General features: G+C 68.4%; 13 protein-coding genes. 11 read left to right on the top strand and 2 right to left on the bottom strand.

All coding sequences use genetic code 11. The annotated features are described in order from the left end of the window. Positions 1 to 16: 16 nt before the first annotated feature. The 10 genes from CVO96_RS12915 to CVO96_RS12870 all read left to right on the top strand — a co-directional run bounded on the left by CVO96_RS12915 (position 17) and on the right by CVO96_RS12870 (position 12,779). Complete coding sequence (locus tag CVO96_RS12915) at positions 17 to 934, top strand: carbohydrate ABC transporter permease (RefSeq protein ID WP_103312584.1); 918 nt, start codon at positions 17 to 19, stop codon at positions 932 to 934. A 90-nt stretch (positions 935 to 1,024) separates the two neighbouring features. Beyond that, positions 1,025 to 2,338, top strand: coding sequence for an ABC transporter substrate-binding protein (locus CVO96_RS12910; protein WP_103312583.1), 1,314 nt, complete (start codon positions 1,025 to 1,027; stop codon positions 2,336 to 2,338). Between the two features lie 266 nt (positions 2,339 to 2,604). Next, entirely contained in the window at positions 2,605 to 4,314 is a 1,710-nt protein-coding gene (locus tag CVO96_RS12905; protein ID WP_103312582.1) for an FG-GAP-like repeat-containing protein, read from the top strand. Continuing rightward, positions 4,311 to 5,093 carry a hypothetical protein gene (locus CVO96_RS12900; RefSeq protein ID WP_103312581.1) on the top strand — a complete coding sequence of 261 codons (783 nt, stop codon included), beginning with the start codon at positions 4,311 to 4,313 and terminating at the stop codon, positions 5,091 to 5,093. The genes CVO96_RS12905 and CVO96_RS12900 overlap by 4 nt, the downstream gene beginning before the upstream one ends. Beyond that, complete coding sequence (gene melA, locus CVO96_RS12895; protein WP_103312580.1) at positions 5,086 to 6,441, top strand: alpha-glucosidase/alpha-galactosidase; 1,356 nt, start codon at positions 5,086 to 5,088, stop codon at positions 6,439 to 6,441. Before CVO96_RS12900 ends, melA begins: the two co-directional genes overlap by 8 nt. A 163-nt stretch (positions 6,442 to 6,604) precedes the next feature. Then, positions 6,605 to 7,804, top strand: coding sequence for a galactose-1-phosphate uridylyltransferase (gene galT, locus CVO96_RS12890; protein WP_243398343.1), 1,200 nt, complete (start codon positions 6,605 to 6,607; stop codon positions 7,802 to 7,804). After that, positions 7,801 to 8,832, top strand: coding sequence for a galactokinase (gene galK, locus CVO96_RS12885; RefSeq protein ID WP_103312579.1), 1,032 nt, complete (start codon positions 7,801 to 7,803; stop codon positions 8,830 to 8,832). The genes galT and galK overlap by 4 nt, the downstream gene beginning before the upstream one ends. Before the next feature lie 112 nt (positions 8,833 to 8,944). Then, positions 8,945 to 10,762: a circularly permuted type 2 ATP-grasp protein gene (locus CVO96_RS12880; protein ID WP_103312578.1), complete on the top strand. Its 1,818-nt coding sequence runs from the start codon at positions 8,945 to 8,947 to the stop codon at positions 10,760 to 10,762. Next, positions 10,762 to 11,718, top strand: a complete 957-nt coding sequence (locus CVO96_RS12875; RefSeq protein WP_165795295.1) for an alpha-E domain-containing protein — start codon at positions 10,762 to 10,764, stop codon at positions 11,716 to 11,718. Before CVO96_RS12880 ends, CVO96_RS12875 begins: the two co-directional genes overlap by 1 nt. Before the next feature lie 236 nt (positions 11,719 to 11,954). After that, entirely contained in the window at positions 11,955 to 12,779 is an 825-nt protein-coding gene (locus CVO96_RS12870; RefSeq protein ID WP_103312577.1) for a transglutaminase family protein, read from the top strand. A 60-nt stretch (positions 12,780 to 12,839) separates the two neighbouring features. Here CVO96_RS12870 and CVO96_RS12865 read toward each other — a convergent pair whose 3' ends face one another. Together CVO96_RS12865 and CVO96_RS12860 are read right to left on the bottom strand one after the other, a co-directional pair. Beyond that, complete coding sequence (locus tag CVO96_RS12865; protein ID WP_103312576.1) at positions 12,840 to 13,445, bottom strand: YIP1 family protein; 606 nt, start codon at positions 13,443 to 13,445, stop codon at positions 12,840 to 12,842. A 94-nt stretch (positions 13,446 to 13,539) separates the two neighbouring features. Next, positions 13,540 to 14,199, bottom strand: a complete 660-nt coding sequence (locus CVO96_RS12860; RefSeq protein WP_103312575.1) for a TetR/AcrR family transcriptional regulator — start codon at positions 14,197 to 14,199, stop codon at positions 13,540 to 13,542. Between the two features lie 148 nt (positions 14,200 to 14,347). Here CVO96_RS12860 and CVO96_RS12855 point away from each other — a divergent pair, with 148 nt between their 5' ends. Then, on the top strand, positions 14,348 to 15,157 hold the full coding sequence (locus CVO96_RS12855) for an SDR family NAD(P)-dependent oxidoreductase (RefSeq protein ID WP_103312574.1): 810 nt from the start codon (positions 14,348 to 14,350) through the stop codon (positions 15,155 to 15,157). Positions 15,158 to 15,265 lie beyond the last annotated feature (108 nt).

The raw sequence follows: 15,265 nt of genomic DNA, 5'->3' as shown, positions 1-15,265 counted from the left end.
GGAAAGGGGGAAGACCATGACTGTCCAGAGTGCGCCGGGCGCATCTGTCCGACCGAAGAAGCCGTTCCACTGGGGCCTGGCGCTGGCCTGGGTGGGGATTGCCCTGGCCGTGATCCTCTCGGTCACGCCGATCCTGTTCGTGCTGAAGACGGCCCTGACCACCAACAGGGCGCTGTTCGTGGAATCCGCCCGGCTGTGGCCCACCCAGCCCACGCTGGACAACTTCCGGCGGGTGCTGGGGCTGCTCAGTTTCGAGCAGTCACAGGCGCTGGGCGGCAGCGGCTCCACCATCAACTTCCTGGGCGCGATCAAGAACTCGGTGATCTTCACCGGAGTGATCGTGGTGTTCCAGACGCTGTTTTCCGCCATGGCCGCCTACGCCTTCGCGCGGCTGAGGTTCCCGGGGCGCGACGCCATCTTCTTCGCCTTCCTGACCGCGATGATGATCCCCGGCATCGTGCTGTTCATCCCCAACTTCATCACCATCAAGACGCTGGGCTGGCTGAACACCTACCAGGGCATGGTCGCGCCCTTCGTCCTGATGACCCCCTTCGCGGTCTTCTTCCTGCGGCAGTTCTTCCTGTCGCTGCCCCGCGAGACCGAGGAAGCCGCCGTGCTGGACGGCGCCGGGTCTGTCACGATCTTCTGGCGCATCGTGGTGCCCATGAGCCAGGGGCCGCTCGCCACGCTGGCGATCCTGACCACCATCGGCATGTGGAACGAATTCTTCTGGCCGTACCTGATCTCCAAAGACCCGGCCACCTACCCGCTGCCGGTGGCGCTGCAGGCCTTCAAGTCCCAGACGCCGCAGGGTTCACCCGACTGGTCGGGCCTGATGGCAGGCGCCTTCATCTCGATCCTGCCGATCTTCGTGCTGATGACCGTGCTGGGCCGCCGCGTGGTCGAGTCGCTGCAGTTCAGCGGCGCGAAGTAGACCGGGCATGAGACACGACCGCGCCCCCCCGCCGCACGTCCGTTTTTTGAACGATCTAAACCGCCCCCTTCCCATCCCTGGAGGATGCCCATGAAAAAAGTCGCCGTCCTGACCACCGCCCTGAGCCTGCTGCTCGCCAACGCCGCCCAGGCCCAGACCAGCATCGAATACTGGCTCTGGGACAGCAACCAGCAGCCCGCCTACCAGAAGTGCTCGGCCGACTTCACCAAGAAGAACCCGGGCATCACGGTCAAGGTCACGCAGAAGGGCTGGGACGACTACTGGACGGGCATCACCACCGGCTTCGTCTCGGGCACCGCGCCCGACGTGTTCACCAACCACCTGGCCCGCTACCCCGAGTTCGCCGACAACAACCAGCTGGTCGATATCGCCCCGCTGATCGCCCAGGACAAGGTGGCCACCAACATCTACTACCCCGGCCTAGCCGACCTGTGGGTCAAGAGCGGCAAGCGCTACGGGCTGCCCAAGGACTGGGACACCGTGGCGGTCATCTACAACGTCGACATGCTCAAGGCCGCCGGGATCACCCCCGCGCAGCTCAACAACCTGAGCTGGAACCCCACCAACGGCGGCACCTTCGAGCAGGCCATCGCCAGGCTGACCCTCGATAAGAACGGCAAGAACGGGCTGGCGGCCGATTTCGACAAGGCCAACGTCAAGCAGTTCGGCTTCGCCAGTGCCTACGGCGCCGGGGCCAACGGCCAGACCGAGTGGAGCTGGCTGACCGCCACCACCGGCTGGAAGCACAACGAGGGCGTGTTCGGCAAGAACTACAACTTCGGCGATCCCCGCTTCGTCCAGAGCATCCAGTGGCTGGCGGACCTGAACCTGAAAAAGGGCTATATCCCCGCCTTCAAGGACATCCAGGCCAACGGCCCCGACGCCCAGTTCGTGGCGAAGAAGGCGGCGATGGTCGTGAACGGCTCCTGGATGATCAAGTACTTCGTGGACAATTCGCCCTTCAAGGTCGGCTTCGCCCTGCTGCCCAAGGGCCCCAACGGCAAGCGCATGAGCATGTTCAACGGTCTGGCGGACTCCATCTGGGTCGGCAGCAAGAACAAGGACGCCGCCTGGAAGTGGGTCAAGTACCTCGCCAGCGCCGAGTGCCAGAACACCGTGGGCAGCTACGGCGTGGTCTTCCCCGCCATCAACTCCGGCGTCGTGAAGGCCCAGGCGGTGCTGAAAGCCAAGGGCGTGGACGTCACCGCCTTCACCCGTCAGGCCAAGACGCCCGGCGGCACCTTCCTGTTCCCGATCACCGACAACGCCTCCAAGATCAACGACATCATGACCAGCACCATGGAAGGCGTGTTCCTGGGCAAAGCGCAGGCCAAGGACGTCCTGCCGGCCGCCAACGACAAGGTCAACGCCCTGTTCAAATAGGCCCAGGCCCCACCCAACCGCGAGGGGGCCCGTTTCACCGGCCCCCCGCTGCGTTCGGCCGCCCTGTCCCGGCAGCTTCCCGTGTCCCGCCCGCCCTCTGGGGGAACGGTTCGGAGGCTGGCATGGGGCGGAGGAACGTCCAGGGCCTCCGCTCGCCCGGCAGCCCCCGGATCTTCCGACACCTGGCTCTCCGGGCACACACCTTTTTTGGACACGTGTTCAGGCCCCCGAGTCTGAACCTCACTCCCTTCCCCAGGAGGTGAACGATGAATCGCATCCTCCCCATGACGGCCGCCCTGACGATCACGGCCCTGAGCCTCCAGGGCGCCCCCTCGCAGGCCGCGGCGTCCGGGCCGGCGACCGTGTCTGGGACAGGAACCGTGGCGGCCACGGTCTCCAGCGTGCCTCTGCAGGCCCGCCGGAGCTGTGGCGCGGCGTTCCTGGCCCATCCCCTGCCCCACACCACGACCATGCGCGGCGGTGGGGCCCGCTTCTACGACTCCAACGGCTCGGGCCTGGGCGTGGGCGACCTGAACGGCGACGGCCTACTGGACGCTGTGCTGGGCAACCTGGCCGGCACCGGCACGATCCTGTGGAACCTGGGCGGGCTGCGCTTCCGGGCCCAGCCGCTGGAAGACCGCAGCGCCCTGGCCAGCGAAATCCGCGACGTGAAGCTGGTGGACGTGAACGCGGACGGCCGGCTGGACATCACCCTGACCCACTCGCGCGGCGGGATTGGGGTGTGGCTGGGGCGCCAGGGCGGCGGTTTCACGCGCGAGTGGCTCTCGGGCGCCCGCACCCCCGCCTACACCATGCAGTGGGACGACCTCTCCGGCGCAGGGGAGCTGAACCTGATCACCGGCTCCTACGACGCCGCGCTGGAGGCCGAGATGGGCAGCACCTTCCTGTTCGCCTCGAACGGCGGGGTGGCGGTCTACGGCCCGGTCCGGGCCGACGCGGGCGGCCTGAGCGTGCAGGGCCAGAAACTCGCCAAGACCGCGCACACGCTGGCCCTGCTGCCCTTCGATCTGGACGGCGACGGCACGCGCGAACTGGTGGTCGGCAACGACTTCGGTATGCCCGACCGGGTATGGAAGCGCTCCGGCGCGACCTGGGCCGAGATCCACCCCTTCGGGCGCATCACCCGCAACACCATGGGCTTTTCGAGCACCGACATGGACAACGACGGCGTGCCCGAACTGTTCGCCACCGACATGAAGCCCGACTTTGCCGACCCGGCGGCGGTGGCGATCTGGACCGGGCTGCTGGAGCGCACCTATGAGCGATTGCAGTACCGGGACATCCAGCGCGCCGAGAACACCCTGCAGGTGCGCCATCGCGGCGGCACCTACCGCAACGTGGCCTACGACCTGGCGATGGACTCCAGCGGCTGGAGCTGGTCGGCCCAGTTCGGCGACCTCGACAACGACGGCTTCGAGGATCTGTACGTGGTGAACGGCATGATCGACGAGGTGGTATTCAAGTTCCTGAAGGGGGGCGAACTGGTGGAACGCAACCGCGCCTACCGCAACACCGGCCGGGGCCGCTACGCCCTGAACCCCGGCTGGAAGCTGGATTCCACCGCCAGCGGCCGCTCCATGGCCCTGGCCGATTTCGACAACGACGGGCGGCTGGACGTGCTGGTCAACAACGTGGGCAGCCCGGCCGCGCTGTATGAAAACCAGCTGTGCGGGGGCGGCGCCCTGGAGGTGAACCTGAAGTGGAGCGGCACCCACAATCTGGACGCGCTGGGCGCCACGGTGCTGCTCAGGGCCGGCACGGCGAGCCTGCGGCGTGATGTCCGCAGCGGCAGCGGCTACCTGAGCGGCACGCCCGCCAGGGTGCACTTCGGACTGGCCGGGGGCGCGCAGGCGGGGGCGCTGGAGGTCGTCTGGCCGGATGGGCTGCGGTCGGTCGTGCCGCGTCCGCCCCTGAATACCCGCCTGACCCTCACGCGCACCGGAGGCGTTCCATGAGCCTGACATCCCCTCCCCCGCCCGGTATCGGGCTGCTCGATCTGGCCCGGCTGCGTTCGCGCACCCTGCTCTTCTTCGCGGCGGCGGCCCTGGGCCTGCTGGTCTCGGGATACGTGGTCACGCGCTCCGGGATGCCGGTCTGGGGCGGCACGCTGCTGTTCCTGGGCGCGGTGGCCGTGCCCGCCGGCCTGAAATGGCGCGACGACTTCGTGGCCTGGGGCCCGGCCGTCATGGTGCTCAGCGTGCTGCTGACCCTGCAGGGCTTCCACACGGTCGAGCACGTCGTCCAGGTGGCGCAGTTCTATGTCCTGGGGCAGCCCGGCATCCGCTCGCAGGGGCTGATCTCCAGCCTGAACATCGAGTGGGTGCATTTCACCTGGAACTGGCTGGCGGCGGCGGGCGTGTACTTCGTGTTCGCGCGCGGGATGCGCGGCGTGTGGGGATGGGCCCTGCTGCTGTGGGTCACGGCCCACTCGCTGGAACACACCCTGATGCTCGCGCGCTACCTGAGCATGGAACAGAGCGTCATGGACATGACCATGACCTCGTTTCCGGTGGGACAGGCCCTGCCCGGTATCCTGGGCCGTGACGGCTGGCTGGCGACCCATGTGCCCGTGCTTAGGGCAATCCCTGGGCTGGCCTCATTGCCACGCGTCATGATCCATTTCAACTGGAACGTCGGTGAGATGACCTTCCTGCTGCTGGCCGCCCGCGCGGGTCTGCCCCGCCTGCTCTCTCCTCCCCTTCCGTTTCCCAAGGACACCCGCCCACATGACTAAAGCACCCAAGATTGCCCTCGTCGGCGCCGGCAGCACCGTGTTCGCCAAGAACCTGCTGGGCGACATCCTGTCGTTTCCCGAACTGGCCGGCGCCGACATCCGCCTGTTCGACATCAACCCTGAGCGGCTGGACGTGACCGCTCAGGTCGCCGCGCGGGTCGCCCAGACGGTCGGCGCCCGGCCCACGGTGAGCACCACCACCGACCGGCACCGCGCCCTGGACGGCGCGGACTTCGTGATCAACATGATCCAGGTCGGCGGCTACGAGCCGGCCACCGTGACCGACTTCGAGGTGCCCAAGAAGTACGGCCTGCGCCAGACCATCGCCGATACCCTGGGCATCGGCGGGATCATGCGCGGTCTGCGCACCATTCCTGTCCTGGCCGAGATGAGCCGCGACATGGAACGCCTGTGCCCGGACGCCCTGCACCTGAACTACGTCAACCCGATGGCCATGAACGTCTGGGGGCTCGCGCGGCTCTCGCCCCGCATCAGGACGGTGGGGCTGTGCCACTCCGTGCAGGGGACGGCGGGGGAACTCGCCCATGACCTGGGCCTTCCGGTGGAGGAAATCGACTTCCTGTGTGCCGGCATCAACCACATGGCCTTCTACCTGAAGTTCGAGCACCGGGGTGAGGATCTCTACCCCCGCCTGATGGAGCTGGCGGAGTCCGGCAAGGTGCCGGCGGGCAACCGCGTGCGCTACGAGATGCTGCGCCGGCTCGGGTTCTTCGTGACCGAGAGCTCCGAGCATTTCTCGGAGTACGTGCCCTACTTCATCAAGGCGGGCCGCGACGACCTGATCGAGAAGTTTGGCGTGCCGCTCGACGAGTATCCACGCCGCTGCGTGAGCCAGATCGGCGGCTGGGAGGAGCTGCGCGTGAAGCTGCAGAGCCCGGGCGAGCCCCTGGAGGTGACCCGCTCCGTGGAATACGGCTCGCTGATCATCCATTCGGTCGTGACCGGGCAGCCGCGCGTGGTGTACGGCAACGTCATGAACTCTCCGGTGAACGAGGGCGGCAGCGCGGGCAGCGGCAAGCTGATCTCCAACCTGCCCGACGAGTGCGCGGTGGAGGTGCCGTGCCTGGTCGACAAGCAGGGCATCCAGCCCACCCGCATCGGCCGCATCCCGCCCCAGCTGGCGGGGCTGATGCAGACCAACATCAACGTGCAGGCCCTGACCGTGGAGGCCCTGGTGACCGGCAACCGCGACCACATCTACCACGCGGCCATGCTCGATCCGCACACCAGTGCGGAGCTGGATCTGGATCAGATCTGGGCGCTCACCACCGATCTGCTGGCCCAGCACGGGGATTTCATTCCGCAGGAGCTGCAGGCCGCCGACTGAGGTCAGGCTCCGTTCCTGAGGCGCTGGAGGCATGTCCTTCCGGCGCCTTCGACGGACTGGACGTGGGGTGATCGGGTGTCGGCAGGCGTCCGGCCGCCCTCGAGCGCGGCTGGTCTGGGCGACCGGCGAATGGCCTCCAGACTCCCACCAGGAGCAGCGTAGGATGAACCACATGCCCGATCAGGAGCTGCACCCTCAGGAATCGCCCAGTCAGGAAGTGTCCAGTCAGGAGTCGCACCCTCAGGAGCGGCCCACCAGCCCCTCGCCCACCCCGGCCTTCCACAGCCAGGACTTCACCAAACCCGACGGGCGGTCGCTGACGCTGTACGGCCTCGCGCCCATCACGGTCACGTCCGAGATTCCCAGCCCCTCGCCCGAGCCGGTGGACGCCCGGCCGGTCATGCGCTGGCACCCGCTGCGCGGCGAGTGGGTCATGTACGCCGCGCACCGCATGGGCCGCACCTTCCTGCCGCCGCCCGAGTACAACCCGCTCTCGCCCACCAGTGATCCCGAGCACCCGACCGAGCTGCCGCGCGGCCAGTACGACATCGCGGTGTTCGACAACCGCTTCCCCAGCCTGACCCTGAACGCCCCGGAGCCCCAGGCCGGCCCGGCGGGCCTGCGCGCCGGGGTGGGCAAGTGCGAGGTCGTGGTGTTCAGCCAGAGCGCCCAGGGCCGCCTGAGCGACCTGAGTGACGCCCAGATGGGCCTGCTGATCTCGGTCTGGGCCGACCGCACGACCCGGCTGGCCGCCACCGGCCGCATCCAGTACGTGCTGGCCTTCGAGAACCGCGGCGTGGAGGTCGGGGTGACCCTGCACCACCCGCACGGCCAGATCTACGCCTACGACCACATCCCGCCCGTGCAGGCCACCATGCTGGAGCAGGCCCGGGCGTACCGCCGTGAACACGGCCGGCCCTGGCTGGCCGACTTCGTGGCGCAGGAACGGGCCGACGCCTCACGCCTGCTGCGCGATGACGGGCTGGCGCTGAGCGTGGTGCCGCCCTTCGCGCGCTACACCTACGAGACCTGGGTGCTGCCCGGGCGTCCGGTCGGCCTGCTCTCCGACCTGAGCCCGGCCGAGCGCGCCAGCTTCGCGCGGGTGCTGAGAGACGCGCTGCTGCGCCAGGACGCCCTCTTCGGCGGGCGGATGCCCTACCTGATGACTGTGCACCAGGCCCCGCTGGACGGGCCTCACCCGGACTTCCCCCTGCACATTGAGATCTACCCCTACCTGCGCGCGCCGGGGCGCATGAAGTATCTGGCGGGCACCGAACAGGGCGCCGGGGAGTTCGCCAACGACAAGTTCCCGGAGGTGGCGGCGAAGGAGCTGCGGGAGCTGAAGCTGGAGGAAGGACTGTGAGCACCTTCAGGGACGTCTTCGGCCATGAACCCCAGGCCACCGCCTCCGCGCCGGGACGCGTGAACCTGCTGGGCGAGCACACCGACTACCAGGGGGGCTTCGTGCTGCCCACCGCCATTCCGCAGCGCACCACGGTCAGCCTGGGGCGCAACGACAGCGGGGAACACGTGCTGCACAGCGCCAACTCGCACACCACCCTGCGCGTGCCGGTGGGCGAGGTCGGCACGGGCTTCGCGCCCTACCTGACCGGCTGCCTGAACCTGAGCGGGGTGCAGGAGGGGTTGGACGTGCATGTGTACGGCACCGTGCCCAGCGGCGGCCTGAGCAGCAGCGCGTCGCTGGAGGTCGCCACCCTGCGCGCCCTGCGGGAACTGTACGGCCTGGAGCTGGACGACGTGGCGCTGGCCCTGCGGGGCGTGCAGGTCGAACACCAGTTCGTGGGGGTCAAGTGCGGCGTGATGGATCAGATGGCCTCCAGCCTGGCCGACACGCGCACCATGCTGCTGATCGACACCCGGACGCTGGCCAGGCGCGCCGTGCCCTTCCCGGCGGGGGCCGAGGTGCTGGTGATCGACTCCGGCGTGCCCCGCCGGCTGGCCGAGAGCGGCTACAACGAGCGCCGCGCCCAGGTCGAGGAGGCCAGCCGCCTGCTGGGCGTGAAGGAATTGCGCGACGTGCAGGACATCACCCTGGTCGAAACACTGCCCCCCGTGCTGCGCGAGCGGGCGCGGCACGTGGTGGGTGAGAACGCCCGCGTGCTGGCGGCCCTCCAGGCCGACGCCCCGGCCTTCGGGCGGCTGATGAACGCCAGCCACGCCAGCCTGCAGGGCGACTACGCCGTCAGTCACCCGCGGGTGGACGAACTGGTCGCGCTGCTGCAGGCCCACCCGGACGTCTTCGGCGCGCGCATGACCGGCGCGGGTTTTGGCGGCGCGGTGGTGGCGCTGGTGCGGGAGGGCCGGGCGGTGGCCGTGGCCGACGACGTGTTGAGCGGGTACGGCCATGAGGGGCGGCGGGTGGTGCCCTGAGCCTGCGGGCGACCCCTCGAACCGGTCGACGGCCTTGAACGAAGAAAACACCCACGGGCCCCCCCGACCCTCTATCTTCCGTGTCAGGGATATGCCCAAGGGGGGCCGACGCATGAAGTACGAGCCGGGCAGCCGATTTTTCGACGAGATGTTCTCCGCGCCTTCCGAGGTCAGGCCGCATTACCAGGGCGTGCTGGACTACCTGAACCGCCTGGGCACGAAGGAGTTCCAGCGCCGCCACGAGCTGCTGGACATCGCCTTCCGCAACCAGGGCATCACCTTCACGGTCTACGGCGACTCCCAGGGCACCGAGCGCACCTTCCCCTTCGACCCGGTGCCGCGCATCATCCCGGCGGGCGAGTGGGCCCACCTGGAAGCCGGGCTGACCCAGCGCGTGAAGGCCCTGAACGCCTTCCTGCGCGACATCTACTCGGGCGCGGAGATCCTGGGCGACGGCGTGATCCCGGCCGAGCTGGTCTACACCTCCGAACACTTCCGGCGCGAGGTTCACGGCGTCATGCCGCCCCAGGGGCTCTACACGCACATCGTCGGCACCGACCTGATCCGCGACGAGCAGGGCGAATACCTGGTGCTGGAGGACAACCTGCGCTCACCCAGCGGCGTGTCGTACCTGCTGGCCAACCGCCAGGCCATGACCCGCATCTATCCGGGCATGTTCGAGAACCAGGGGGTGCGCCCGGTGCAGCACTACGCGACCGAGCTGCTGCGGCTGCTGTCCTCGGTCAGTCCGCGCGAGCAGGGCACGGTGGTGGTGCTCACGCCGGGCATGTACAACTCGGCGTATTTCGAGCACGCCTACCTGGCGCAGCAGATGGGCGTGGAACTGGTCGAGGGCCGCGACCTGTTCGTCGATTCGGGCCGGGTCTGGATGCGGACCACCGGGGGCCGCCAGCAGGTCGACGTGATCTACCGCCGCGTGGACGACGACTTCCTCGATCCGCTGACCTTCCGGCGCAGCTCCTCGCTGGGGGTGCCGGGCCTCATCGAGGTCTACCGCCAGGGGCGCGTGGCGATCGCCAACGCCATCGGCACCGGGGTGGCCGACGACAAGGCGGTGTACGCCTACGTGCCGGACATGATTCGCTACTACCTGAACGAGACCCCGCTGCTGAACAACGTGCCCACCTTCCTGGGCTGGAACGCCGAGCACCTGGATCACATGCTCGCCAACGCCGGCGAACTGGTCTTCAAGGCGGTGGGCGAGGCCGGCGGCTACGGCATGTTGATCGGCCCGGCCGCGACCTCGGCCGAGATCATCGAGTATCTGGAGAAGGTGCGGGCCAATCCGCGTGAGTTCATCGCGCAGCCTGTGGTGGGCCTGTCGCGCCACCCCACCTTCTACCCGGACAGCGCCGCCTTCGAGGGCGCCCACATCGACCTGCGGCCCTACATCCTGTGCGGCGACCCGGTGACCATCGTGCCGGGGGGGCTGACGCGGGTGGCGCTGCGGCGCGGCTCGCTGGTGGTCAATTCCAGCCAGGGCGGCGGCTCCAAGGACACCTGGGTATTGGATCACGACGGCCCGGCGGCGCCGCTGGGCATGAGCCAGCTCCTGCACGGAGACGCGCTGCCGGAGTCCGGCGTCCAGTCCCAATCCCAGTCGCAGTCGCAATCGCAGTTTCAGGGCGGCTTCGGGTCGGTGCCCATCGACGCCAGCCCCGAGCGCGTGCAGACCAGCTTTTCCAGCGAGCAGGCCAGCGTGCGCGAAAAAGTGGCCCAGGACGCCCTGACCTCGGCCTACGAGCAGAGCCACGACGACCCGGCGCTCCGGCAGGCCCAGAGCCAATCGCAGCGCCAGTCCGGGGGCGGCTCGCAGTCGCAGGGCCAGTCTCAGTCCCAGGACTCGCCCGGCGGCCAGTCCTACCAGCAGGAACTGGAAAAAGAGCAGCTGGACGGGGGTGAGGGCTGATGCTGCTGCTCTCCCGGCTGGCCGAAAACCTGTTCTGGATCGGGCGCTACGTGGAGCGGGCCGAGAACACCGCCCGGCTGCTGAACGTGAACTACTACGCCACGCTGGAAACCGCCGGCCGGGCGCGCGAATACTGGACGCCGCTGCTGGAGATGACCGGCGGCGAGCGGGAACTGCGGGCCAAATACGGCCGGCTGGACGCCCGCTCGATCAGCGCCTGGATGGCCTTCGACCGCGACAACCCGAACTCGATCGCCAGTTCGCTGCTGCGCGCCCGCGAGAACGCCCGGGGCCTGCGCGACCGGATTCCCAGCGAGATGTGGGAGAGCCTGAACCGCGCCTACCTGACGCTGTGTTTCGAGAACGGCGACATCCTCGACCGCGACGGGCTGTTCGACTACTGCGGCGCGGCGCGCGACGCCTCGCAGTTCTTCTTCGGCATCGCCTTCGCCACCCTGCCGCGCGACGAGGGCTGGTCGTTCATGCGCGCCGGGCAGACCCTGGAGCGCGGCGACAACACCCTGCGCGTGCTGCAGACCCGCTTCCGGGACAGCGCCGGGCAGTCCTGGCAGAGCGACCCGGCGGGCGGCACCCTGCAGGATCAGCGCTGGGTCAGTGCCCTGAAGGGGGCCAGCGCCTACGAGGCCTATCGCAAGCGCGTCCATGGCGGGATCGAGCCCATGCGGATCGCCGAGTTCCTGCTGCTCGACGAGTACTTTCCGCGCTCGGTGCGCTACAGCGCCGAGAACCTGCACGACGCCCTGGTGCAGATCGACCGGCACCACCCCGGCGCGCACCCCGAAACCCTGCGGCTGGCGCGCTGGCTGGTGGCGCGGCTGCAGTTCGCCACGGTGGAGCACATCATCGAGGACGAGCATCCTTCGATCGAGGAGCTGCTGGGCGATTTCAACCGGGTGGGCGCAGCCATCAACGCGGCGTACTTCGAGCAGGAATGACACGCGACGTCCCTCTTTGTAGAAGCCTCACGTCTGATCCATACCGGTGTGGGGGGCGCCGGGCATGTCACACTGCCCGGCAGCCCGGTTAGAGGCAACTCTATACGGATCCCGTCTGATTCCCGGACATTCAGGAGAGCACCGAATGTTCGTCCATCGCCCGGAACCCGTAGTTCTCCTTCTCCCGTTGGTCGGATTGAATGCCGGAAAGATAGGATTCAATCGGAGTCCGTACTATGCGCTGCGAAATCCGCCACACCACCGAATACCGTTACCCGGTGCCTGCTTGGGACTCCTTCAATCAGGTCAGGCTGCACCCCTCGCAGGAGGCCCGCCAGAGCGTGCGCCTGTTCCATCTGGAGGTCACGCCGGAGGCGGAGGTCACGTCCCGCAAGGACTATTTCGGGGCCATCGTGCACCACGTCCACGTGCACGAGCCGCACCGGCATCTGGTGATCGAGGCGCAGGCCATCGTGGACACCCACGCCCTGCCCGATCCTGGCCGGACGCCGCTGAGCACCCTGCGGGCCGAGCGGCGGCGACACACCGAGTTCCTGGTGGCCAGCCCGCGCGTGCCGGCCGGCGACTGGCCGGACATCTTCGGCGTCACCCGCCCCGGCCCCGACGACGACCTGCCGGAGTTCCTGATGTCGCTCACCACGCACCTGTACCGGAGATTCACCTACGACACGGGGGCCACCGGGGTTCGCACGCCGCTGGCCGAGTTCGCGCAGCACGGGCGGGGCGTGTGCCAGGACTTCACCCACGCCATGCTGGGGATCACGCGGCAGCTGGGCATTCCGGCACGCTATGTCAGCGGTTACCTGTACTCCGGCGGCGAGATGCAGGGGGCTGAGTCCACCCACGCCTGGGTCGAGGCCCTGATCCCCGGCTGGGGCTGGCTGGGCTACGATCCCACCAACAACTGCGTGGCCCGCGAGAAGCACATCAAGATCGGGCACGGCCGCGAGTACTCCGACATCTCGCCCGTGCGCGGCACCTACTACGGCGGCGGCAAGAGCGAGCTGGACGTGGCCGTGCATGTGTACGGCGAGCAGTAGAGCCGGCGGACAGGAAGGCGGGCGAGGCCCGATCCGCCTCGCCCGCCTCTGTTCGGAGGCTCAGGTGCCTGTCGCGGCCCGGCTCACGGCGAACAGACCGGCGAAGAAGCTGCCCAGCACAGCGCCCACCGCTATGTTCGCCAGACCCGCCAGCACCAACGTGGCGATGGCCTGCCCCTGTTCGCGCAGGTTCATGGAGGACTGCACGGCCAGGAAGCCGAAGAAGATCATCACCAGCCCGATCAGGAAGCTGACCAGCCAGCCCAGGATGGGAATGATGCCGATCAGGGTGCTGACGATGCTCAGCGGCACGAAGAACAGGGCGAAGGTGTAGGCGACCTCCGGGTAGGTGCCGGTGCCCTTGAAGAGGTTCTTGCCGATCAGGTAGACCAGCCCGGTGAACACGAAGAACTGCACGGGGATGATGATCAGCCGCGAGATCAGCTGACCGAAGAAGGTCACGTCGCTCTGGAACAGCGCGAAGAAGGCGCCGATGGCGGCCGACACGACGGCGGCGACCATCACGTACAGCAGCGCGCTGTTGAGACTACCGCGGCGTTCGTAGCGTTCGAAGGTGGCGGGGCTGGGCTGCGTGAGGACAGCCACGCTCTGCGCGAACATGTCCTGCACCTTGGCCTTGGTTTCGGTCTGGACTGGGCTTCTCATGCCTCACAGTACGCGTGAGGGAACTGGGACGTTTCACCCCCGAGTCTTTATCGACCCTTTAATTGTGAGGCCGGCGTGGCTGCAGCATCTGGGTTCAGTCCGTCGAGGGAGACCGCACCATTCCCCGGTACAGCGCAGCGAGAGCGGTCGGCAGCGCCGTCTCCAGGGTCACGCACATCGGCGCCAGGTGCGGATCCTGCAGGGCGGCCCGGACGGGGGGTGCGGGGTCACTCATGGGATAGAGGCCGGCCACCAGCGCCTGCGTGTAGGTGAGCAGCTCCACGCCCCTGCCGCCGGACAGACCGGGCAGGGACACTTCCAGCCGCTCGGCCACCGGGGCCAGCTCGCCCAGCATCCAGAGCTTGTGCTGCGCGGCCCGCTCCTGGCTGATGTTGCGTTCCAGCAGCCCGGCGTGGTGCGGGATCAGGCGCACTAGGGCACGGTGATCTTCCAGCAGCGAGCCCAGCAGCGCGGCCAGACTGCCCGGCGAGTGGACGCCGCCCAGCCGCAGATGCCGGTGCAGGTCGGCCAGGAACGCCGCGAGCAGCGTCTCGTACAGGCTCAGGAACAGGCTCTCCTTGGTGGGAAAGTACCCGTACAGGGCGGCCTTGGTCAGCCCCACCCGGACAGCCACCTCCTGCAGCGTGACGTCCTCGTAGCGCGCCCCCTCCCACAGCTGCAGGGTCTGGGCCAGGATGTCGGCCCGCCGGGCGGCCTTGGCCGGCTCTGTCCGGGCCCGAGCGAAAGTTACCATTGGTCAATTAAACAGCACCGCCGTGGGCAGGTCAATCCAGCTGGGCTTTTGCAAGGGCAGGATTCCGGCTCTTGACAAACTAACCCTCGGTTAGTAATCTCCAGACTGTTCACCGGGGCGGCCCTTCCTCCCCGGTCAAGGAGACGCCATGACTGCCCTTCAGATTCCCTCGACCGCCCTGATCACCGGTGCCAGCGGCGGCATCGGCGAGGAGATCGCCCGCCAGCTCGCCGCCCGGGGCGCCCACCTGATCCTGGTGGCCCGCAGCGAGGACAAGCTTCAGGCGCTGGCGCAGGAACTCTCGGCTCAGCACGGTGTCCAGTCCCACGTCATTGCGCTCGACCTGACCCGCCCGGAAGCCGGCGCCGAGCTGGAGCGCGAGATCGCGGCGCGTGGCCTGCAGGTGGACATCCTGGTCAACAACGCGGGCTTCGGCGGCTTCAGCGAGTTCTGGGAGCAGGACGCCGGCGAGATCGGCCGCATGATCGCCGTGAACATCGCCGCCCTGACCGACCTGACCCGCCGTTTCCTGCCGGGCATGGTGCAACGCGGGCGCGGCCGGGTGCTGAACGTGGCGAGCACCGCCGCCTTCATGCCCGGCCCGATGATGGCCGTGTACTACGCCACCAAGGCCTACGTGCTCAGCTTCAGCGAGGCCGTGAACGAGGAGCTGCGCGGCAGGGGCGTCGGCGTGAGCGCCCTGTGCCCGGGTCCGGTCGAGACCGGCTTCCAGGCGGCGGCCGACCTGAACCAGAGCAAACTGCTCAGCGGCCCCAACCGCGTGGCGATGCTGAGTGCCGCGCAGGTCGCGCAGATCGGCGTGGACGCCATGCTGCGCGGTCAGGCGGTGGCGGTGGCCGGGCGGATCAACCAGCTTCAGGTGCTGGCCCCGCGGTTCCTGCCGCGCGCCGCCATGACCCGCCTGATCGCCGGCATCCAGGCCCGGCGCGAGGGCTGACCTGACGACAACGGGCTGACGAAGCGGCTCTGAGGCTCCTCCGGCGCCCACCTCCAGTACACGGTTGTTGGAGGTGGGCGCTGTTCTGGATGGGAGGACGACGGGCTG

This window comes from Deinococcus koreensis (genome assembly GCF_002901445.1).
Taxonomy (GTDB): Bacteria; Deinococcota; Deinococci; order Deinococcales; family Deinococcaceae; genus Deinococcus; species Deinococcus koreensis.
The sequence above is the reverse complement of the archived record's forward strand: the minus strand, read 5'-3'. Positions and strand labels throughout refer to the sequence as shown.

Coding starts and splice junctions, on each gene's coding strand:
- CVO96_RS12915 (WP_103312584.1), top strand. CDS start 17: ATGACTGTCCAGAGTGCGCCGGGCGCATCTGTCCGACCGAAGAAGCCG.
- CVO96_RS12910 (WP_103312583.1), top strand. CDS start 1,025: ATGAAAAAAGTCGCCGTCCTGACCACCGCCCTGAGCCTGCTGCTCGCC.
- CVO96_RS12905 (WP_103312582.1), top strand. CDS start 2,605: ATGAATCGCATCCTCCCCATGACGGCCGCCCTGACGATCACGGCCCTG.
- CVO96_RS12900 (WP_103312581.1), top strand. CDS start 4,311: ATGAGCCTGACATCCCCTCCCCCGCCCGGTATCGGGCTGCTCGATCTG.
- melA (WP_103312580.1), top strand. CDS start 5,086: ATGACTAAAGCACCCAAGATTGCCCTCGTCGGCGCCGGCAGCACCGTG.
- galT (WP_243398343.1), top strand. CDS start 6,605: ATGAACCACATGCCCGATCAGGAGCTGCACCCTCAGGAATCGCCCAGT.
- CVO96_RS12880 (WP_103312578.1), top strand. CDS start 8,945: ATGAAGTACGAGCCGGGCAGCCGATTTTTCGACGAGATGTTCTCCGCG.
- CVO96_RS12875 (WP_165795295.1), top strand. CDS start 10,762: ATGCTGCTGCTCTCCCGGCTGGCCGAAAACCTGTTCTGGATCGGGCGC.
- CVO96_RS12870 (WP_103312577.1), top strand. CDS start 11,955: ATGCGCTGCGAAATCCGCCACACCACCGAATACCGTTACCCGGTGCCT.
- CVO96_RS12865 (WP_103312576.1), bottom strand. CDS start 13,445: ATGAGAAGCCCAGTCCAGACCGAAACCAAGGCCAAGGTGCAGGACATG.
- CVO96_RS12860 (WP_103312575.1), bottom strand. CDS start 14,199: ATGGTAACTTTCGCTCGGGCCCGGACAGAGCCGGCCAAGGCCGCCCGG.
- CVO96_RS12855 (WP_103312574.1), top strand. CDS start 14,348: ATGACTGCCCTTCAGATTCCCTCGACCGCCCTGATCACCGGTGCCAGC.